This is a genomic window from Pseudomonas sp. 15A4 (assembly GCF_016925575.1).
GTDB lineage: Bacteria > Pseudomonadota > Gammaproteobacteria > Pseudomonadales > Pseudomonadaceae > Aquipseudomonas.
Map to the genome: position 1 here is coordinate 5,018,394 of NZ_CP068986.1, position 19,965 is coordinate 5,038,358.

A 19,965-nucleotide genomic window follows, 5' to 3' on the forward strand; every position below is an offset into this window, starting at 1 on the left:
ATCGCTAGCGCGGGTAGGCGCCGTTATCCACTGCGAGGACTTTTCCGGTCAGGTGACGGCTCTTTTCCGAGAGCAGGAACAGAATGACGTCGGCCACGCCGTCTGGCTGGATGGGCTCCTTGATGATTTCCTGCCGCTCGTACTCCTTAAGGCGCGGCTCCGGAATACGGTCATGAATCGAGGTGTCACGAATCAGCCCCGGGGACACGGCGTTCACCCGGATCCGGGGGCAAAATTCCAGGCATTGGCCTTGGTCAGGCCGATCACCCCAGCCTTCGTCGCGCCGTACAGCGCGTCCATGCTGCCGACCTCACCCGCAACCGACGTGACGTTGACGATGCTGCGCAAGTGCGTTGCGCCGGACTCGCGCCGGGCGAAATCCTTCGACAGGTAAACCAGCGACTTCAGATTGACCGCCCATATTTCCTCCACCTCCTCGTCGCTGTAGTCATAGACGCTCTTGCCGTGATAGATCCCGGCATTGTTCACCAGCGCCTCAAGTGCGTTGTGTCGGTGGCGGTCATAGAGGTCGCCGATGAATGACTGATAGACCTGCGGCTGAGAAAAGTCTGCCAGGTGCGTTTCCAGCCGATGCGTGGGCAGACGGGCCTGCAAGGCTTGCAGCCCCAGGCGATCCTTGTCAGCGGCGATGACGTAATAACCCGCCTCTACACAAGCAATGGCGGTGGCCTTGCCGATGCCGTTGGCGGCACCGGTGATGACGATTTTTTCATGGCTGTCCCTGCTCGGTGAACTGATTCATGCGCTCATAAAAAGGCCGATGAAGCTGGTAGTAGGTCAGCAAGCGCGAATCAGCGTGCAGAGGACGCTCGTCGAAGTCGGCGCTGCCAGCTGTGATGGTGGTGCTGTTTTCCGCGTCCTTGTGCCAGCCGCGCCAGGTCTTCCATTGTTCGGGACATGTCGCGTTCCAGTTCAAGGCATCGGGCATGAAGTCCAGCTGCAGGTGGTCACACAGCCTGCGCACGGTATGTTCCGGGCGGCTGGCAAGGTCCTCTGCGTTGATCACCCAGGGGGTTTTGCCGGTCAGCCGCCTGACTTCGCAGAATATTTCGTAGAGCGCCTGGTGACCGATCGCCTGCACCGGCATCTGCGGGAAGATCGCGTAATGGGAAAGAATCGCCCGGGCCGGGTCGCGAATGATGAAGACGTTCTGCTGCTCCATTAAAAACTCGGCATCAGCCTTCAACGGGGCGAGACAGTGGTAGCACATGTCCTTGTGCAAGACAGACGAGCGCTGGCGGGCGTTGCGCAACAGGGCCTTGATCGCTTCGTAGTCACGGGGTATCCCGCAGTTGAGGTCGCCATGGGGAATGGCCGAATGCTCGTCGAAGGCCATGTGCGAAAAAGGCTCGTGGAACACCTCGAAGTCACCGCGCTCGATGAACACCCTTTCCAGCACTGTCGAGCGCGACCGAGGATGGGCCCACAGGGCAATCATGCGGTTCATGCCCGGCCCTCCAGAGCCGCTTGCCGAAACGCGGACCGACGCACGAAACCTGGCGGATCCAGGGTGTCGGTGATAAAGCCTTGCAGGCGTTGCATGCCCAGGCGCACGTCATTGCCTGCGGTGAGGAACGCCGGATGACGCGCGTATTCGTCCTGGGTCAGGCCGCCTTCAAAATACGCCTGGTTGAAATAAGGAATGGCCAGAAGACGATCGAGGACTTTGCCGGGAATCTGCACCCACTCGGTGGCCGGTACGATGCTGCGCCCGGCCTGCTGGCGACGCACGATAAACTCGATGAGCTGAGGCGTCAGCGTGTACAGCGTGGTGTCGGCGCCGGTGCGCTGCAGGTGCCAGCAATGCTCGCGGCCGCGTGCATCGGTGTCGACCTTGATGCTGCACAGCAACAGTTGCGCCGGGGTCTCGCGCCGTCGCATCAGCGCCTGCATCGCCTGATACACCGCAAGCTCCGCCCAGCGTTTGTCCGTGCGGCTGAGGTTGATACGACTGCCCCGCGCCTGCCGCTCGAACTCCGTTTCCGCACCCAGCCGACCAATCATGAAGCTGACCACGTAACGCGCCCGCTCCGTGTTCACGCCGTTGGCGAGTGCACGCTGACGCCCGGCATGGATGGCCTTGAGGCAGGCCTCCAGCTGGGAAACGGTAAAACACAAGGTGTTGTTGATCGAGCAGCCCCGCGCCACCAACTGCTCTATGGCGCGATAGCCCTGGGCGCTGCCGGGGATCTTGATCATGATGTTCGGCGCCAGCGCCGCCAGTTCCAGCCCCGCGCCACCAGCGCGTCCTGATTCATCCAGTGCCCGCCCTCGATTTGTGCCGACATCCAGCCGTATCGGTGTCTTGAACGCTTAAACAGCGGCAGCAACGGTTGAGCGCTGTCGATGATCACCTGGTCGTAGAGCTGTCGCAGCCGGGGTTCGACCGACATCGACGTCGGCAAGGTGTGAAGGAAATCACGGTAGTGGGCTGCATTGCTCATGACAGCCTGACCGATGAGCGAAGGGTTGGTAGTGGCCCCGCTGACGCCTGCATCCGAACTACCCGGTTCATCGGGCAACAGTCCGGTAATAACATCGCGCATGTCCGGATAATCCCGCATCAACTTGTTGGCGCAGTCTTTATATACAGTCGGCGACGAATCAAACCACACTTGCGCATCGGAGTTATGACGTTTTAACAGATCAACAAAGCCCGAAGCATCCATGTAAATGCCCTTCCCTTTTCAATAGACCCAGGAAAAATCGAGGCCCCCATTGCATACGGGCAAAATGCCAGCTTTTTCAAGCTGATAGTCAGGAATCTGAGCCGTCGAGGCATTAAGATGGATCCATGCAGATGACCTGTCAAACTGATTTAGACAGATTTTTAATGCCAATTCAGAATAAAAAGATGCAGTGCATATAGCTAATATCAAGATGAATGATTATTCAGCGTTTTCCCGCTATTTGAATTTACTCAAACGAATGACATTTAATTTAAGTATCAGAATTAGTGCAAATCAGTATTAAGCAAGTCAGCCCATGAACTTTTCGAAGCCGCGATCTGTGAAATAATTAGTCATACCAATTATGAGGGATGGAACTGTTTCGTAGTGGAAGCGATAACGCTGCGGACATGTTTCACGCGCAAGCGGGTGATGCGCCAAGTGCAGGTCGACTCGCACGTTGTCCTCGACGACCACCCGCCATTGGGTTATGAAAGCGCTGCGGCAGTGATTGCGCCGCGCCAGATCACAAAAACAGACCAAGAGACCTGACCGTGAGCAAACCTTTCGCTACCGAACGCTACAGCTATAAAGCCCGCTGGTTTCACTGGGTGATGGCGATCCTGATTGTGCTCGCCTACGCGCTGATCCTGAGCCGTACCCAACTGGCCCGTGGCAGCGACGCACGAACCTTCGTGGTGCAAACGCATTTCTGGGTCGGCATTGTCGTGCTGGTCATGGCATTTTTCCGCATCGCCGAGCGCCGCCGCCACACGCCGCCCGGCATCATCCCGCCTCTGGAAGGCGCGTTGCGTCTGGCCGCCACGTTGTCCCATTACGCGCTGTACGCCTTCCTGTTCGCACAACCCCTGCTGGGTCTGTTCACGGTGCTGCTGGAACGTGGCGCCTTGCCAATTCCCCTGACCTCGCTGAGTATTCCGGCGCCGTTCGACCTTTCCAAGGACACCGCCGAAACACTGGAGCATTACCACGTCCTGCTGGGTACGATTTTCTACTACGTCATCGGCCTGCACATGGTCGCGGCGATCTGGCACCACTTTGTGCGCAAGGACAACACCGTCAGACGCATGGTGTAAGCGCGACCTGTCATTCGTCAGCGCCTCTCGCTTCAGCCTTTCCATGGGCCTCATCGAGGAGCTGGCGAATGACCTGCTCCTGGGTGTCGTAGGCGCCTTCGCCAAAGTGGCTGTAACGGATCTGCCCCCGGGCGTCGATGAGGTAATGCGCGGGCCAGTACTGATTGTCGAAAGCGCGCCAGATGGCATAGTCGTTGTCGACAGCGATCGGGTAATTCAGGCCCAGCCTGGCGACGTTCTTGCGCACATTGTCGATGTCCCGTTCGTAAGGGTATTCAGGCGTGTGCACGCCGATCACCACCAGGCCATCCTTCTCGTACTTCTTCGCCCACTCATTGACGTGCGGAACACTGTGCTGGCAGTTGATGCAGTCGAAGGTCCAGAAATCGACCAGCACCACCTTGCCGCGCAGGGATTCATCATCGAGCGGCGGCGAGTTGAGCCATGCCGTTGCGCCGGAGAGTGAAGGCATCGCGCCCTGGCTGCCGAGATTCGGCGCGGCGGCAGCGTTGACGCGGGCGACGACGTAGTCGATGGTTTTGGGCACGGCGCTGAGCAGGCCCTTTTCTACCGCGGCTGCGCCTTCAGACGTGGTGCCAGCGAGCAACTGATTCTGCGAGCCGGTGGCAAGGGTCACGGCCACCAGCAATGCAGCGAAGCCAATGCCACGCCGCAGCCAGCCGGTGACCGGCAGCGACAGTTTCAGCCGCGCGAGCAACCCGCGTCCGGCGAAAATCAGTACCCCCAACGACACCGCACTGCCGAGCCCGTACGCCAGTAGCAACAGGCTGGTCTGCGCATTCGGCCCCTGCAACATCGCGCCGGTGAGAATGATCCCCAGAATCGGACCGGCACATGGCGCCCATAGCAAACCGGTCGCAACACCGATCGCCACTGACGCACAAGGACCGGACAGGCGCCGCGTAGCCGGGTCGAGCCGATTGCCCAGCGTCACCAGCGGCAGCATCAGCCAGTGACCCAAGCGGACGGAAAGCAGCGACAGGGCAAACAGCGTCAGGATGACCAGCGCGATATCACGACCGATGCCGTTGGCCGCCACCACCCAGTCGCTGCTGACCACGGCCAGGATTGAGACCAGCGCAAACGTCAGGGTCAGCCCCAGCAGGGTCATCAGCACCGACGACGCCGACCGATCGGCCCGGGCAAACAGAAAGGGGATGACCGGCAAGATGCAGGGGCTGAGCACCGTAACGATGCCGCCCAGAAACGCGATCAGAAACATGGCCGGCCACCCACGTCGCTGATGAGCGTGGCGGACAGGAAGGCAGTGGTGAGGTTTTTCCAGTTCATGGCGGGCTCCGGGCACTGGGCACGTTGGATGTAAGAGCGGCCGAGGCGTGTTGCCTCGCAGCCGCCATTCAACGTGCGGGAGGTGTCGCCGGTGTGTCGGAAACATCAGTCAACGAATCGGCACGTATTTGCCACGGGACGGGATACACGGCGATACAGGCGGGCCGATTCAGCGACCGTTCACCGAGTCCACCTTGCCATCCACCGGGTCCGGCGGTACGGCGCCGTCCTGGCTGGTGTCGATGCTGACCACCACCGACATCCCCGGTCGCAGACGGTCGACGTCGTGCTGGTCGTCGTCGATGGTGATGCGCACCGGAATGCGCTGGGCGATCTTGACGAAGTTGCCGGTGGCGTTGTCGGCAGGCAGCAGGCTGAACTCGGACCCCGCTGCGGGGAAATGCGCTGCACCCGGCCGCGCATCTTCAGATTTTCCAGGGCATCGACGGTGAAACTCACCGGCTGACCCAGACGCACGTTGGCCATCTGGGTTTCTTTCATGTTGGCGATGATCCAGCGCGGGCGCGGCACCAGCGCCATCAACTGTGCGCCGGAATTGACGTACGCACCCAAGCGCACCCCGATCTGACCCAACTGACCGTCCCGAGGTGCGGTGATGCGCGTGTTGGTCAGGTCGATCCGCGCCAGCTCAATGGCCGCCTCGGCATTCTTCACCGAGGCCTCCAGCGAGCCGCGATTGACAATCACCGTCTGCAGGTCCTGACGGGAAATCTCCAGCGCCGCTTTGGCCTCGGCCAGCGCCGCCTTCGCTTGCGCATCTGCGGCACGGGTCACATCGAATTCGCTTTTCGACACTGAGCCATCAGTCACCAGCGCCTGCCCGCGGCGAAGGTCGGCTGCGGCCTTGTCACTCTGGGCCTGGGCATTCGCGATAGCGGCCTGCCGCTGGGCAATAGTGGCTTCGGCGCTGCGCCGTTGCTGCAGATTATTGGCCAGTGCGGCCTGTTGAACGCCCAACTGAGCAATGCCCTGATCCAGGTGCTGCTGATAGATCCGGTCGTCGATGCGCACCAGCAAGTCGCCCTGCTTGACCCACTGAAAATCCTGCACCGGCACTTCGTACACATAGCCACTCAGCTGTGGGCCGATGATCGTGGTTTGCCCGCGAATCAGGGCGTTCTCGGTGCTTTCGATCGGACTGCTGAACGGCGGTAACTGCCACGCATACAGCACGACCAGCACACCCGCCAGGGCGATGCCGCCGAACAGAATGGAGGACACCAGGCGGATACGCGCCGAACGCGGTTGCGTGGTGGCCGGCATCACCGCCGGCGCGGGCGCCGGAGCACTCGCCGAGGACGGTGCAGAGCTGCCCGAATCACCGGGTGTTGTATAGCCAGTAGCGTTGCCAGAAGGTTTGCCGGGTTCTGTCATGAAGGTTGAGCGCCAGAAGGTGTTAAGGGAGATGCCGCAGGGGTCGCCGGCGTAAACGGCGCGACCGGCTCGGTGGTGATCCACAGCCAGGTGGCGCGGCTGGTGATCCAGATCATGGTCAGCACCGCGATGACCGCAATCAGCATGAATACATCGTTATAGGCCAGGGTATTGGCTTCGCGGGTGGCGGCCGTCGCCAGCGAGCGAATGCCCAGACTGGTGCGCGCCGCCGGGTCGGCGATGGCGGAAATATAGGTCCCGCTCGCGCTTTGCAGGCGCGACTGCACCTGAGCATCAATCAGCGTGACGTGTTCGACGATATGCGCCGAATGGAATTTCTCGCGCCAGACCTGAAAGGTGCCCAGCAACGCCGAGCCGATCAGGCTGCCGACGTTTTGAGTGATCCCGAACATCACCGAAAAACTGACCATGTTGCGCGGGTTGCTGATCACCCCGCTGATGCCCAGTACCAGGGTCGGCCCAAGAAAGAAGGTGCCGCCGAACGCCAGCAAAAACTGGCTGAAATACATCTGCGGGCCGCGGGTCAGGCTGGTTGAAAAGCTGTCCATGCTCGAACCGATCGCCATCAGCGCCAGGGAAATGATCAATGGCTTGAACAGGTGCTGCGGATCGATCGTCAGTGCGCTGATCGCCAGGCCGGCGACGCTGCCCAGCAGCATGAACATATACAGCGTGTGCAACTGCTCGGTGCCCTGGTTCATGCCCTGAAGAAAACCGACCGCGCCGGTGGATTGTTCCGACAGCACGATCCGCGTCAGCAGCACGCCGAAGGCGAAGCGGATCATCCGTCCACTGCCCAGCCAGCGGGTGATCAACAGCGGGCGGGTGCGGTTGTGCTCGATGCACAGTCCGGCCAGGATCAGCACGATGGACGACGCGAGAGCGATGCCGATCCACGGTTGTTCAAGCCACCACTCGATTCGCCCCAGCGACAACGCCGCGCACAGTGCCGCGAAGCCTGATGCCAGCAAGGCGAAGGTCAGAAAATCGAGTTTTTCGAAAGCCTTGAAGCGGTCGCCCGGTGGCAACTTGAGAATCAGCACGCAGCCCAGGGACAGCAGGCACATGCCCAGTTCGAACAGGTAAAGCCCGCGCCATTCGGCAATCTGCAACAGGTCTTCGGAGACCAGTCGCGCCAGCGGTGTCGCCAGTTGCGCCGTGCCGAGGCCCAGCACCAGCGCTTTCATCCGCCACTTCTGCGGAAAAGCCTGAATCATGTAGTACAGGCCCAGCGAACTCAGTGCCGCGCCGACCATGCCGTGGGCAGCGCGAACGGCGATGGCCGATTCGATGTCGTTGACGAACAAGTGGGCGAAGGTGACCAGCGCGTACAGCACCAGAAATACTTCAGTGAACGCTCGCAGACCAAACTGCTGGCGAAACTTCACCAACAGCAGATTCATCGAAACGTTGGTCATGACGTAAGCAGCCGGCAGCCACGCGATTTCGGCCTGGGTGGCGCCCAGCGAGCCTTGCAGGTATTGGAGGTTGGCGACCACCAGCGCGTTGCCCAGCCCGCCGGTCAAGGCCACGATCACGCCGACGATGGCGTAGGCCCAGCGCTTGGGCGTTGCGTGCAAGGGCGTCGACGGCGACCCCGGCAACGTTGGTCGCTCGTGGGGGGCCCAGTCGTGGGGTTTGTACTTGTCGTTCATTGAGCGAACCTGATGGATGCCGTGCCGAGATCACCGAGAAGCGAGGGAGGCCATTCCTGCAAGAATGGTCCCCCGTTAAAACTAGCTGATCATTCTCAGTTCCCGCGCCTGCTCCAGCGTCACATCCACCGCATGAATGCTTGCCTGTCGATGCTTGAGCATCCCGCCGCTGCGGCCGTTGAACACCGCGTTGATCTCGGCGAGGATCGACAACGCCACGCTGTGGGGCGCGTCACCGCCCAGGTCCAGCCCGACCGGGTAATGCAGGCTGGCCTGCGCAGCGGCTTCACGGGCCTGATCCGGCAGCTCGTCGAGCAAACGTTCGGTGCGGCTGCGTGGCCCGAGCTGGCCAATGTAGCGCGGCGTCGATTGCAGAACCTGCCCCAGCCAATGACGGTCCTGGCTCAGGCTGTGGGTCATCACCACCACGGCGGCATCGGCGACCATCGCATGGAGTTCGGGCATCGGTTGCAGGGGCGCTGAAAGCACCTGATCGGCATCCGGAAAACGCTGGGGCCGGGCGAAATGCGAGCGCGCGTCGATCACCGTGATGTGCCAGCCCTGCAACCGCGCCATGCTGACCAGCGGCATGGCGTCATGTCCGGCACCGAAGACCACCAGTCGACGCGGCGCTGCGATGTACTCAAGCAGCACTTCAACGGCGCCGTCCGCGCTGTCGTAGTTACGGGTGGCCGAGCGGCGGGCATCGAGCACCGTTTTCAGGTCCTCGGCCACGGCCGTCGCCAGCCAGCGTTCGCGCATTTCGACCTGCACCTGCCCGGATGAGCGAATCGCCACCCGTTCACCCAGCGCGGTGTGACGTTCGCTTTGTGTGCCGATCACCGTCGCCAGCGCAGCGCCAGATCCGCTGGCCTTGACCTCACGCAGCACGTCGACCACCAGACTCGCGGCGTGAGGATCTATCCGCTCGAAAAGGATGTGCACCGTGCCGTTGCAACCCAGCCCGAAGCTGAGTTCGGCGTCTTCGAGCTCGTCGTCGTCCTCGCCCGTGCTGTATGTGCGCATGGACGGCTTGCCATTGGCCGTCAGCCACCAGGCCTTTTTGCTGACGTCGCTTTCCAGGCAGCCGCCGCTGACGGTACCGGTCGACTCGCCCATCGGCGCGATGATCATCCGCGCCCCCGGGCGTCGGTAGGCCGAACCCTCGACCTTGACCACCGTGGCGATCACCACTTCCTGCTGCCCGGTCTGCGCCTCATCAAGCGCCTCCAGCAGACTGGATAGATCATTCATGCGCGTCCCCAAAAACCGGTTCATTCATCTGGCGTGATTCGTTTGTCACCTGACACATAGCCTGAAAAGCCACTGCCGTCTGTGACGCAAGTGCTGTTGTGCAGACTGCGAGTCGCGGCGCAGGTTCAGGTTTTGCCCACGAAACACGCGTCGTGCGCAGCGCACTTCCAGCGATTGGCCAGCAGGTTACCGCAGACGGCGCGCGGGTTGGCCATCGGTCACCAACCGGGCGAATCAGCCGACGCCGGGGCTACACTCGAAGCTTGCCGTTAAATCCATGCAAAACGCTGATAATCCAGGGCATCAACGTACTCGTGGACAAGCGCCATCCTTCGTTTGGATATTTCGGTTGAACATTCCGGGCGACCCGAGTCTCAAACCCTGAATCGCCGTACCGCCTGGCTGCGTGGAATCAGTCCACCGGGCCCACCGGGCATCGGCTACGCCGGAGAGCACCTGATGACGCGCCAATTACGCCAGCTTCGCGAAACATCCTCCACTCACACCCTGTGCCAGCGCTTTCAGAGCGTGCGCGACCGTACCGAATTTCTGGTCGAGCCGCTGAGCGCCGAGGACATGGTGGTGCAGTCGATGCCTGACGCCAGCCCGGCCAAATGGCACATGGCGCACACCACGTGGTTCTTCGAGACATTTCTGCTGATCCCGAACCTGTCGGCGTACGAGCCCTTCGATCCGACATTCGGCTACCTGTTCAACTCCTATTACGAAGCCGTCGGCCCGCGCCATCCGCGTCCGCAACGCGGTCTGATGACCCGGCCGAGCGTCGATCAGGTCCTGGCCTACCGCAGGCACGTCGACGAAAACATGACCACGCTGCTGATGACGCCGCTGAGCGACGAGATGACCAGCCTGATCGAACTCGGCCTCGCCCACGAAGAGCAGCATCAGGAACTGCTGCTGATGGACATTCTCCATCTGTTCAGCCTCTCGTCGCTGAAACCGGCCTATAGCCCACGCTGGCCGAAGGACCTGTCCGGACGCCGCGGTCATTTCAAGCCGCTAAGCGCCGGCCTGACCGAGATCGGCCACGACGGCGACGGCTTTTCGTTTGACAACGAAGGCCCACGCCATACCACCTACCTGCAGTCCTTCGAGATCAGCGACCGGCTGGTGACCAATGGGGAATGGCTGAGCTTTATTGCCGACGGCGGCTATCACACCGCTGCGTTGTGGCTGTCCGAAGGCTGGACGCTGGTGCAGGAACACGGCTGGAATTCACCGATGTACTGGCAGCACGACGAGAACGGCTGGAAGCGCATGAGCCTGCGCGGTCTTGAGTCGATCGACCCGTCAGCGCCGGTCACCCACATCAGTTATTACGAAGCCGCCGCATTTGCACTGTGGGCCGATGCGCGCCTGCCCACCGAAGCCGAATGGGAAGCCGCTGCCCGCGCCGGTCTGCTGGAGCAAGTGGACGACGTCGCCTGGCAGTGGACCCAAAGTGCCTACAGCGCCTACCCCGGCTTCAAGCCGTCAGTGGGTGCCGTCGGCGAGTACAACGGCAAGTTCATGGTCAATCAGATGGTCCTGCGGGGCGGTGCCAGCATCACGTCGCCCGATCACTGCCGCCTGACATACCGCAATTTCTTCCACGCCGACAAGCGCTGGATGGTCTCGGGCCTGCGCCTGGCCCGTGACAGCCGTCAGCCCGGCGTGGTTGACCCCAACGACAGCGAGTTTGCCCGCGACGTGGTGGCCGGTCTAGGCGCCCCGCAGAAAACCCTGTCGCCCAAGTATTTCTACGACGCAGCGGGTTCGGACCTGTTCGAAGCCATCTGCGAAACGCCTGAGTACTACCCCACCCGCGCCGAAACCGGGCTGCTGAAAAGCATCGCCGGGCAGATCGCCGCGACCATTCCACACGGCGCAGCGCTGGTGGAATTCGGCAGCGGCGCCAGTGAGAAGACGCGCCTGGTGCTCGATGCCGCGCCGCACATCGCCGTCTACGTGCCCATCGACATCAGTGCAACCGCGCTGAACAAGGCCGCACGGTCATTGCGCCAGCGCTACCCGTCGCTGGTCGTCGCGCCGCAGGTCGATGACTTCACCCGGGTGCTCACGCTGCCTGAAGAAGCCGACGGCCACACGCGCGTGGGTTTCTTTCCGGGCTCCACCATCGGCAACTTCACCCACGAGCAGGCTGTTGATTTCCTCCACAGCGCCCACGATGTGCTGGGTGAAAACGCCCATTTCATCGTCGGCGTCGATCTGGTCAAGGACGAGCAGACACTGGTGGCGGCCTACGATGATGCCGAGGGCGTTACCGCGCAGTTCAACAAGAACCTGCTGACCCGCATCAATCGCGAGCTGCACGCCGACTTCGACGTTTCTGCCTTCGACCATCTGGCGGTCTGGAATGCCGAACAGTCCTGCATGGAAATGCACCTGGTCAGCCGCAAACAGCAGAGCGTCACCGTCGCCGGCCACACCTTCCGTTTCGCTGCCGGTGAACGGCTGCACACCGAGAACTCCCACAAGTTTACCGTCGAGTCGTTCACTGAACTGGCGGCCCGTGCAGGGTGGACCGTCAGCGAATGCTGGATCAGCGACGCGCCGGAAATGGCGCTGTTCAGTTTGCAGGCTTGATGGGGATCGCTGTTCTCCCACAATTGCGGTCGGTTGATGCCTCGACATTCCCACAGGATTCTCCAGTGTCATTTGCAAAATGGCGCTGGTAGCATCCGTTAGCACCCTCACGGATCCCGGCGGTTCAGCCGGGGATTGAGCACAACAATAATCAACAGGGAGTCAGCGATGACGGCTCAGGTCTTACCTGCCGAATACGCGGGCCAGCAATCAGCCTGCGCGAGCGTTCTGTCCGACGTTCGCAATCACATTGGTCACCTCACCCTCAACCGCCCCCAGGGCCTCAACGCCATCGACCTGCACATGGTCCGGCAGCTGCAGTTCCAGCTGGACGCCTGGGCGAAGGATGATGACGTCTACGCCGTGGTCCTGCGCGGCTCCGGCGAAAAGGCGTTCTGCGCCGGCGGCGACATCCGCTCGCTGTACGACAGCTTCCACGCCGGTCGAACCGAGCACCTGGACTTCTTTGTCGAAGAATACGCGTTGGACCTCACGCTGCATCGTTACCGCAAACCCGTCGTCGCCCTGATGGACGGCTTCGTGCTGGGCGGCGGCATGGGGCTGGCGCAAGGTGCAGACCTGCGCGTCGTCACTGAACGTAGCCGTCTGGCGATGCCGGAAGTGGCGATCGGTTATTTCCCTGACGTCGGCGGCAGCTACTTTCTGTCCCGGGTCCCCGGCGAGCTGGGAGTCTATCTGGGCGTCACCGGTGTGCAGATCCAGGCTGCCGACGCGCTGTATTGCGGTCTGGCGAACTGGTACCTCGACGGCGAACGCCTCGATGACCTCGATCTGCAGCTGGATAATCTGAAGTGGAGCCTGACCCCGCTCAAGGACTTGCAGGGCGTGCTGGCGAAACTCGGCGTGCAGCATCTGCCCGCCCCGCCGCTGGCCCGGTTGCGGCCAGCCATCGATCACTTCTTCGCCCTGCCAGACGTCCCGAGCATCATCGAGCAACTGCTGGAAGTGAGTGTCTTTGACACCCATGCCTGGGCCATCGACACCGCTCACCTGATGCAAACCCGCTCACCACTGGCCATGGCAGTGACCCTGGAGCTGCTGCGCCGCGGCCGGCACTTGCCGCTGGAGCGTTGTTTCGCCCTGGAGCTGCACCTGGACCGCCAGTGGTTTGAACGCGGTGACCTGATCGAAGGCGTTCGTGCCTTGATCGTCGACAAAGACAAGAAACCGCAATGGAGCCCTTCCAGTGTGCAGGCCCTGGATGCCGAGCACGTGGCAAGCTTCTTCAGCGGTCATGAGGCGTGACCTATGCAAGATATTGAAATGACCGAAGAACAAGTGATGATCCGCGACATGGCGCGGGACTTCGCGCGCAACGAAATCGCGCCCCATGCTCAAGCCTGGGAAAAAGCCGGCTGGATCGACGACGGGCTGGTGGCCAAGATGGGCGAACTGGGCCTGCTTGGCATGATCGTTCCGGACGAATGGGGCGGCAGCTACATCGACTACGTCGCCTACGCGCTGGCGGTGGAAGAGATCTCCGCCGCCGACGGCGCCACCGGCACGCTGATGAGCGTGCACAGTTCAGTGGGCTGCGGGCCGGTGCTCAACTACGGCAGCGACGCGCAGAAACAACAGTGGCTTGAAAAACTCGCCAGTGGCCAGGCCATCGGTTGCTTCTGCCTGACCGAACCCCAGGCCGGCTCTGAAGCTCACAACCTGCGCACCCGCGCGGAGCTGAAAGACGGCGAATGGGTGCTCAATGGCGCCAAGCAGTTCGTCAGCAACGGCAAGCGCGCGCAGTTGGCGATCGTCTTCGCCGTCACCGACCCGGAGCTGGGCAAGCGCGGCTTGTCGGCGTTTCTGGTGCCCACCGACAATCCCGGCTACAGCGTCGACCGCATGGAGCACAAAATGGGTATCCGCGCCTCCGACACCTGCGCGGTGACCCTGAACGACTGCCGGATTCCGGCGCAGAACCTGTTGGGTGAACGGGGCAAGGGTCTTTCGATTGCCCTTTCGAACCTGGAAGGCGGACGCATCGGCATTGCCGCCCAGGCCCTGGGCATCGCTCGCGCCGCCTTCGAGGCCGCGCTGGGGTACGCCCGCGAGCGGGTGCAGTTCGACAAGCCGATCATCGAACACCAGAGCGTCGCCAATCTGCTGGCCGACATGCACACCCGCATCAACGCCTCGCGATTGCTGGTCCTGCACGCTGCACGCCTGAGAACGGCGGGCAAACCCTGCCTGTCGGAAGCGTCCCAGGCCAAACTGTTCGCCTCGGAAATGGCCGAGTGGGTCTGCTCCAAGGCCGTGCAGATTCATGGTGGCTACGGCTATCTGGAAGATTACCCGGTGGAGAGATACTACCGGGACGCGCGGATCACTCAGATATACGAGGGCTCCAGCGAAATCCAGCGTTTGCTGATTGCCCGCGAGCTACGGCTCTACGCGCTGTAAGGGTGAGCCGGTTCGCCGGCACGCCCTCGCCTGCTCACCACCCAACGAACGCCGAGCCCCTCAAAGCTCGGCGTTTGTCACTCAGCGGCCGCCCGGCGAAGAGGCTGGCACGACAAAGCTGCGTCTTCCCAGGCGCAGGATCAGCAGGGTCACCGAATCGGCATTGGCCAGCAGAATCTTGCTTCGTTTACTCGCATCGCTGAGAAACACGTCACGGGCCTCGTCCAGAGTCTTGGTGCGCGCAAGCTTGAGGATAGCGCCGTGTTCAAAGCCCTCATCTTCATCGAAATCACGCCACTCGCCCTCTTTCAGCTGCAGAAACAGCTCATTGCGCGTGCTCAGGTGCGACAAGCCGTAGGTTTGCATCCGCTCGATATCCGCTTTCAGCTTGATGTTGTTGGCGTTGTTTTCCAGTAGCAGGTCGGGATACGGCGCCGTGCTTTCCAGATAAGCAATGTCGTGGGTATCGAGCACCAGGTGCGAGAGTTCGTGGATCAACGTCGCGGCACGGTAATGGGCCGGGCAATCGAAGCCCTGGGCGGCCGCCTCGGGTGTGAGCGGGAACGGCGGTGCATCAAAATAGCGATCAGTCAGGAACACGCGCTTTTTCGGGTCCCTCTTGATGACGAAGCCCATGGTCCCTGAATGGCCCGCGCGATTGGTCCCCACCACAAACCGCGGTGATGAATACGGCGACAGCGACGCATCCATGACCTCATCGAACAGCGCCTTGATCGCGCGCTCGGTCTCGACCAACAGTTCGGGATCGGGCTGACTGACGCCAAAAAAGTCACCGATGATTTGCGTGACACGCGGGTGCAGCGGAGCGCCCGGTTTATGCACGTTCAAGTTATCCAGCGCGTTTTCAAGGTAGCGCTTGGCCTGCAGATGAGCCTCGCCGATATGCTGCGCGCGTTCGCGAAAGAACTGGCGTATCTCGGGCATGCCAGTGGCCTCGACGAGCAAGACGTCATCGGCGCTGACGTCCGCAGCATGTGCGCGCAGCTTGGTCACTGCCCCGCCACCGCCCTTCAGACCGGACTCGATGTCCAGCTGCCAGCGCTGCTTGTCGTCCAGCCTGATGCGCGGGCCGAGTGTCCGGTCTGCGCCGATAATCATCCATCTGCCGTTATTGGCCTCGCGTCGCACTTCATATACCCGTCCGGCAACCGCCGCGTAGGCCTTGCCGTTGCTCGGGTTGATGAACAGGCTCAACAATTCATCGCGACGCAGATTTTTGAGCGAGATGTTCCGGGCCTCCAGCGCCTGCAGGCGCTTCAGTTGCTCGGCGGTGAGTGTGACCTCATCCCAGGAAAAGTCTGAGGATCTCAAGTCCTCGTCGGTGATCAGATCGCCCCCGATCAACTCGTCCTTTTCGGCCTGTTCCCTGGCCGTCACCATCACGCCCAGCGCCGCGGAAAACTCCGAGATGGCCTCGCCCCAATGACGCCCGGCCGCAGACGCCGCCGATGCACGAAACAGCGTATGGCTCTGCCACAACGCAACCAGAGTGGCGAGCTTGCCGGGCACGATGCTCAATGCCTGCTCCAGGCCCAGCGACGCCAGGAACTTGCGGGACGCCTGATCGGCCTCCTCGGTGGTGACCGTGTCGGACGCGCCAATGTCCAGCAGCAGGCTGACGGTGTCGGTAAACATGAACTGCAGGGCGTTGCCCTTTTCTTCATCGAGCGAAACCGTGACCGGCCCCGGCGTGTTGGTGGGCACATCGCCCGGCCCCTGGTAAAAGAACGGCAGATGGGGCTCGACGAACCCGCCGTGTTCGTATCGCTTGCGTATTTCCGGGTCCAGTCGTTCGAGCAGCAGCTGTTGCACTGTGGTGTCGCTGCGTATATCGGCCAGTAAGGCGGACAGGCTGGCGTACTCGCGGAAGACCAAATCCGGGTGGTACACGGCGTGCAAAATCACCGGGCCGCTGTCAGGGTCCTCGGCGCAGATCAGATAAACGCCCTTGACGGGGTCGGGTGTCATGCCTTCATCGGCAACCAGGCGCAGGGCACTGATGATCGTGCGCTCGCCGTCAAACGGTTCGCGGGCGATACCGTCGGGCATTTCAACCACCTGCGAGATGAATTCGCAGGCCCTGAAACTCAGTTTTCCTTGCAACTTATGCTGCATCGCCACCGCCTGCATCATCGGCGGCAGCTGATTGACATAGAGGGTGTTTCGCTTTTCCCAATTGGCATCCGCAGGATTCAACGTCTGCCGCAACAATGCTCGGAAGCCTGCGCCGACGTCCAGCCGACGGACAGTCCTGCGCACATAATCCGGTGTCACCAGGCGGCTGACATCGGGGTATTCGGTGGAGTGGAGGGTCAACGCCGCGTCCGGGAATTCAACGAAGCGATTGATGGCGTAATCGGTCAGTGACTCGCTGTGCTCAAGGGTGGCGGCGGGAATCGCTGAGGGAATTTGTCCAATGCCGGGAGGCGCGGCCACGTAACGACGCTGGGTGACCCTGATCTGGTCAGGATCCAGATTGCGTCCTGGGAAATCCATGCTCATCTGATCAAGCAGCCTGGTGCGCGCGTATTCAGAGAGCGTCGGGATGCCAAAGAGAAAGTCTTCATCGCCTTCGCTGGCGAGAAAAAACGACGCCATATCGCGTTATAGGCACGAATGTCGCTGACCGAGGCGGTCTTGAACCAGTCCGGCAACAGCTCTTCAAACAGGGTGTTGTCGATCCGGACCGCGAGCGCGTCAAGCATGTCGACCAGTTGCGTATCCAGTTCGGTGGCACGGGCGACGCCGGTAAAGAGCCCGGCTTCAAACCGACAACGCCGGGCCCGGGCGCACAGCTGCTGAAGATTCTGCAACTGGCGATTGAACACGCTCTGCTGTAACGCCTCGATCGCATGGCCGTCGCAACGATTGAAACGCACATGAAGTTGCCCGCTCGGTTGCGTACGCAGGTGATTGCGCAGCAGCACCCGGTCTCGCTCCCCCAACAAACCCAGCCAGCGCTCGCTGTGTCCGCTGCGCAATCGACTGCTGAGTTTGTCGATCAATGCCTGAGTGGAGGCGAAGTACTCCCACCCCTGCAGGCTGCTCCAGAACATCAGACCTGCGCCGGGCTGAAACGGCTGCCAGAGCACCATCGCATCGCTGAGGATGGCCCTGACCTCGGGCCCGTATACCAGCGAAAGCGAAAACACGTCGGTCATCGACAGGCCCGACGCTGTTCTCTGCGCACGGAGCGGAGCGTTGAGCACTTGCATGACCATGCGCGCCTGCTCGCTCGTCACCTGTTCCATGCGCTGCCTCACGGCCAGGTCCAGCCGCAGGGCGTCTTCCCTGAGCACCAGCGCCATCGCAACCGGCTGCAGCTGCCTGTCGTCAAGGCGCGCAAGGGCGACGCGTGACTGCTCAAACCGATCCAGGTAGCGTTCGACGAAGTCCTCGGCAATGCGCTTGAGCATGAAGTTGATCAGCTCGATATCCAGGTGCGCCCCTGCCACCTGGGAAGAGACCAGTACCTGCGCCGTGTGTATGAGGGGATCAGGTCGGTGACCACTCACGCGCTCAAGCAACAACGCCACCAGATCCATTGACGTCGCGCGCAAGGATTCACTGATGGCGACAGAGGTCGGCTCGACATCGGAGGCGGCAATCGGCAGCGATTCCAGCCAGCGAACCCGGACCTCACCCGCGCGCAGGCCCCGTGCCGACGCCGCGCAGAGATAGCTCTGCAGTGCCTGCTCGGCGTAGCTGACGAGAACGTTGTCCAACTGGCGCAGGTGCGCCGCGCTGGCATCGGACGCCTGGGTTCTCTCCAGCCAGGACGGTGGCGACGGCTGAAGCACAGCGGTCTGGGAGGGTCCGGAGGCTGGGGGTTCATGGACGGCACTGTCAGGCCCCGGCGCCAGGGCGACCTGAATCAGGTTGTCCGCGGCGCTGCTGCACCAGACGGCGGCGAAGTCCATCGGTTGATTGTGCCGCCAGCGGCCCGCAGTGAAATGCACCTGACGCGGATCGATCAGGTGACGCACGTCCAGCGCGTCGTCATACATCGCCGACACCTTCACCGACTCAGCCGACAAACCTGTGACGTACTGCAGATTGCGCAGCTGAAGCGCAAGGATGGAATCCACCCGTTCGCGAAGCATGGGCCCGCCGATGATCTCCAGCGACACGGTCAAGGAGCCTTCACGCAGCAACAGTGGCTGGTCGGCAATCCCCAGTGTCGGGCGCAACAGCTCGCGTCCTTCCGGGGTTGAGCAAAATGAACTCAGCGACGTCAGGTTGGCGAATCGGCGCAGGCCGTGCTCCGGCGTAAACCACAGCAGCGGCAGGTCGGCCGGGCTGAAATCGAAAACCAGTGTGCCGGCCAGTTGCGTGACGGTCCCGTCAGCCAGGTGCAGCACAAGACGTCTGCAGCGCACTTGAGCGTCTGACGAGGTGTAGAGCGGCGCCGAGATGAGCAACGGCTTCAGCCTTTCGTACTCTTGCCGAGTGAGGTTGCCCTCGTGGCCGTAGCGGTACAGCTCATGGCACAGGCTGGTCGCGTAGACCTGAATAGCCATGTCGCGGCAGGAACCGGTCGCGCGTTGCTGGCTCCAGTAATCGCGCAGCAGCGCGGCGAATCGGTCAGGCAGCGCAGGAATCGCATCGGCCATGGCCTGCGTGAATAATTGCGCGTCGCGATCGCTTACCACCCGCCCCTGCTCATCCAGAAATTGCTGCGTCACCCCCGCAGTCTGCTCGGCCTTGCAAAACGCTTCAAAGGCCGTCTGCGCCAGGGTTTGCGTCATCAGCACCTGCTCTTCGTCAGCACTGAAAGCAGGTTGCACCATGCGCATAAGGTGCTTCGCCGGATCAATAGCCTGATCCGGCAGCAGCCGGCGCAGTTGCAGGGCCAGAGCCGACGTGACAGCGCCAACCAGGTCAGGGGTCAACTTCAGCTTCTCGGTGAACTGCCTCACTGACTGCGCCTGATATTCGACGATGGCCTGCATCTGCGCGTGAAAAAACTGATTTTCGATTTTCTCGTACTCGAACGCCGCCGAGCGGTCGCTGTTCGCAAAGCGTCCAAGCAGCGCCTCCAGCAAAGCATGGCGATCGTCAAAGGCTTCGATGCCGGACGCCAGGGTAAACAGAAAAATCCGTGGGTCGGGGGTCTGGCCGTGGCTGAACATCAGCGCAGCGCTGAGCTCAAGCGACGTGGGCGGGCCGTCATTGAGCAACAGCCGATCGACCCTGACCGGATCGGGATCATCGGCAGCCATCGCGCCTGCTGCGCGTCTGAGCCAGGTTTGTTCGGAAGAGCCGAGCACGCCCGCAGCGAAAGCGTGGTCGAGTTCGTCGAGAAAGCGCTGTCGCAGTGACGCGCTGTTGAAGTACGTGGTGGTAACGGTGGACATGATAGCTCCTTGAGCACAGGCGCCCACGGCTGGCGTTGGCCGGCTGTGGGCAGGAAGGCTGGGAGCGTAGGGAAGAAATCCACCGCGACTGCGGTACATAACGCTGTACACGGGAAGGAAAATTCAGGATTGACTG

At 61.8% G+C, this 19,965-nt stretch carries 14 protein-coding genes and 1 pseudogene; 4 read left to right on the top strand and 11 right to left on the bottom strand.

Annotated elements, in window-relative coordinates; all coding sequences use genetic code 11:
* Positions 1 to 4: 4 nt before the first annotated feature.
* From JN403_RS25720 to JN403_RS25835, 5 genes are read right to left on the bottom strand one after another with little or no spacing between them, the layout of a single operon-like run.
* The gene (locus tag JN403_RS25720; protein WP_240356744.1) at positions 5 to 217 is read right to left on the bottom strand and encodes an SDR family oxidoreductase; all 213 of its coding nucleotides are present in this window, start codon (positions 215 to 217) and stop codon (positions 5 to 7) included.
* A complete protein-coding gene (locus tag JN403_RS25725) occupies positions 214 to 759 on the bottom strand; it encodes an SDR family oxidoreductase (RefSeq protein ID WP_345945856.1) in 546 nt (181 codons plus the stop codon). Before JN403_RS25725 ends, JN403_RS25720 begins: the two co-directional genes overlap by 4 nt.
* Entirely contained in the window at positions 731 to 1,468 is a 738-nt protein-coding gene (locus tag JN403_RS22290) for a sulfotransferase family protein (protein WP_205484330.1), read from the bottom strand. Before JN403_RS22290 ends, JN403_RS25725 begins: the two co-directional genes overlap by 29 nt.
* Entirely contained in the window at positions 1,465 to 2,220 is a 756-nt protein-coding gene (locus JN403_RS22295; protein ID WP_205484332.1) for a transaldolase family protein, read from the bottom strand. Before JN403_RS22295 ends, JN403_RS22290 begins: the two co-directional genes overlap by 4 nt.
* The gene (locus JN403_RS25835) at positions 2,217 to 2,690 is read right to left on the bottom strand and encodes a transaldolase family protein (RefSeq protein WP_205484334.1); all 474 of its coding nucleotides are present in this window, start codon (positions 2,688 to 2,690) and stop codon (positions 2,217 to 2,219) included. Before JN403_RS25835 ends, JN403_RS22295 begins: the two co-directional genes overlap by 4 nt.
* A gap of 554 nt (positions 2,691 to 3,244) precedes the next feature.
* Between JN403_RS25835 and JN403_RS22305 the strand changes: the two genes are divergently transcribed.
* On the top strand, positions 3,245 to 3,787 hold the full coding sequence (locus JN403_RS22305; RefSeq protein WP_275900171.1) for a cytochrome b: 543 nt from the start codon (positions 3,245 to 3,247) through the stop codon (positions 3,785 to 3,787).
* Positions 3,788 to 3,797: 10 nt separating this feature from the next.
* Here the strand turns inward: JN403_RS22305 and JN403_RS22310 are convergent, their stop codons facing one another.
* The 4 genes and pseudogenes from JN403_RS22310 to JN403_RS22325 all read right to left on the bottom strand — a co-directional run bounded on the left by JN403_RS22310 (position 3,798) and on the right by JN403_RS22325 (position 9,423).
* Entirely contained in the window at positions 3,798 to 5,030 is a 1,233-nt protein-coding gene (locus tag JN403_RS22310) for a cytochrome c biogenesis protein DipZ (RefSeq protein ID WP_205484336.1), read from the bottom strand.
* A 237-nt stretch (positions 5,031 to 5,267) separates the two neighbouring features.
* Positions 5,268 to 6,382 (bottom strand): annotated as a pseudogene (locus JN403_RS22315) (HlyD family secretion protein).
* 107 nt (positions 6,383 to 6,489) lie between these two features.
* Positions 6,490 to 8,169 (bottom strand): MFS transporter, encoded by a 1,680-nt coding sequence (locus JN403_RS22320; protein WP_205484338.1) that lies wholly within the window; start codon positions 8,167 to 8,169, stop codon positions 6,490 to 6,492.
* Between the two features lie 81 nt (positions 8,170 to 8,250).
* A complete protein-coding gene (locus JN403_RS22325; protein WP_205484340.1) occupies positions 8,251 to 9,423 on the bottom strand; it encodes an XdhC/CoxI family protein in 1,173 nt (390 codons plus the stop codon).
* Between the two features lie 459 nt (positions 9,424 to 9,882).
* On the opposite strand from JN403_RS22325, the gene egtB reads away from it, so the two are divergent.
* The 3 genes from egtB to JN403_RS22340 all read left to right on the top strand — a co-directional run bounded on the left by egtB (position 9,883) and on the right by JN403_RS22340 (position 14,451).
* Positions 9,883 to 12,030, top strand: coding sequence for an ergothioneine biosynthesis protein EgtB (egtB, locus tag JN403_RS22330; RefSeq protein ID WP_205484341.1), 2,148 nt, complete (start codon positions 9,883 to 9,885; stop codon positions 12,028 to 12,030).
* Positions 12,031 to 12,198: 168 nt separating this feature from the next.
* Positions 12,199 to 13,296, top strand: a complete 1,098-nt coding sequence (locus JN403_RS22335) for an enoyl-CoA hydratase/isomerase family protein (RefSeq protein WP_205484343.1) — start codon at positions 12,199 to 12,201, stop codon at positions 13,294 to 13,296.
* 3 nt (positions 13,297 to 13,299) lie between these two features.
* Positions 13,300 to 14,451 carry an acyl-CoA dehydrogenase family protein gene (locus tag JN403_RS22340; RefSeq protein ID WP_205484345.1) on the top strand — a complete coding sequence of 384 codons (1,152 nt, stop codon included), beginning with the start codon at positions 13,300 to 13,302 and terminating at the stop codon, positions 14,449 to 14,451.
* Positions 14,452 to 14,532: 81 nt separating this feature from the next.
* Here the strand turns inward: JN403_RS22340 and JN403_RS22345 are convergent, their stop codons facing one another.
* Positions 14,533 to 17,070, bottom strand: coding sequence for a DUF6543 domain-containing protein (locus JN403_RS22345; RefSeq protein WP_205484347.1), 2,538 nt, complete (start codon positions 17,068 to 17,070; stop codon positions 14,533 to 14,535).
* Entirely contained in the window at positions 16,971 to 19,829 is a 2,859-nt protein-coding gene (locus JN403_RS22350) for a hypothetical protein (RefSeq protein WP_205484349.1), read from the bottom strand. Before JN403_RS22350 ends, JN403_RS22345 begins: the two co-directional genes overlap by 100 nt.
* Positions 19,830 to 19,965: the final 136 nt, after the last annotated feature.

Excerpts from the sequence above, each read along its gene's own strand:
- JN403_RS22345 (WP_205484347.1), bottom strand. The coding sequence starts at position 17,070 with ATGGCGTCGTTTTTTCTCGCCAGCGAAGGCGATGAAGACTTTCTCTTT.
- JN403_RS22335 (WP_205484343.1), top strand. The coding sequence starts at position 12,199 with ATGACGGCTCAGGTCTTACCTGCCGAATACGCGGGCCAGCAATCAGCC.
- JN403_RS22295 (WP_205484332.1), bottom strand. The coding sequence starts at position 2,220 with ATGATCAAGATCCCCGGCAGCGCCCAGGGCTATCGCGCCATAGAGCAG.
- JN403_RS22290 (WP_205484330.1), bottom strand. The coding sequence starts at position 1,468 with ATGAACCGCATGATTGCCCTGTGGGCCCATCCTCGGTCGCGCTCGACA.
- JN403_RS22350 (WP_205484349.1), bottom strand. The coding sequence starts at position 19,829 with ATGTCCACCGTTACCACCACGTACTTCAACAGCGCGTCACTGCGACAG.
- JN403_RS22310 (WP_205484336.1), bottom strand. The coding sequence starts at position 5,030 with ATGTTTCTGATCGCGTTTCTGGGCGGCATCGTTACGGTGCTCAGCCCC.
- egtB (WP_205484341.1), top strand. The coding sequence starts at position 9,883 with ATGACGCGCCAATTACGCCAGCTTCGCGAAACATCCTCCACTCACACC.
- JN403_RS25835 (WP_205484334.1), bottom strand. The coding sequence starts at position 2,690 with ATGGATGCTTCGGGCTTTGTTGATCTGTTAAAACGTCATAACTCCGAT.
- JN403_RS22320 (WP_205484338.1), bottom strand. The coding sequence starts at position 8,169 with ATGAACGACAAGTACAAACCCCACGACTGGGCCCCCCACGAGCGACCA.
- JN403_RS22340 (WP_205484345.1), top strand. The coding sequence starts at position 13,300 with ATGCAAGATATTGAAATGACCGAAGAACAAGTGATGATCCGCGACATG.
- JN403_RS22325 (WP_205484340.1), bottom strand. The coding sequence starts at position 9,423 with ATGAATGATCTATCCAGTCTGCTGGAGGCGCTTGATGAGGCGCAGACC.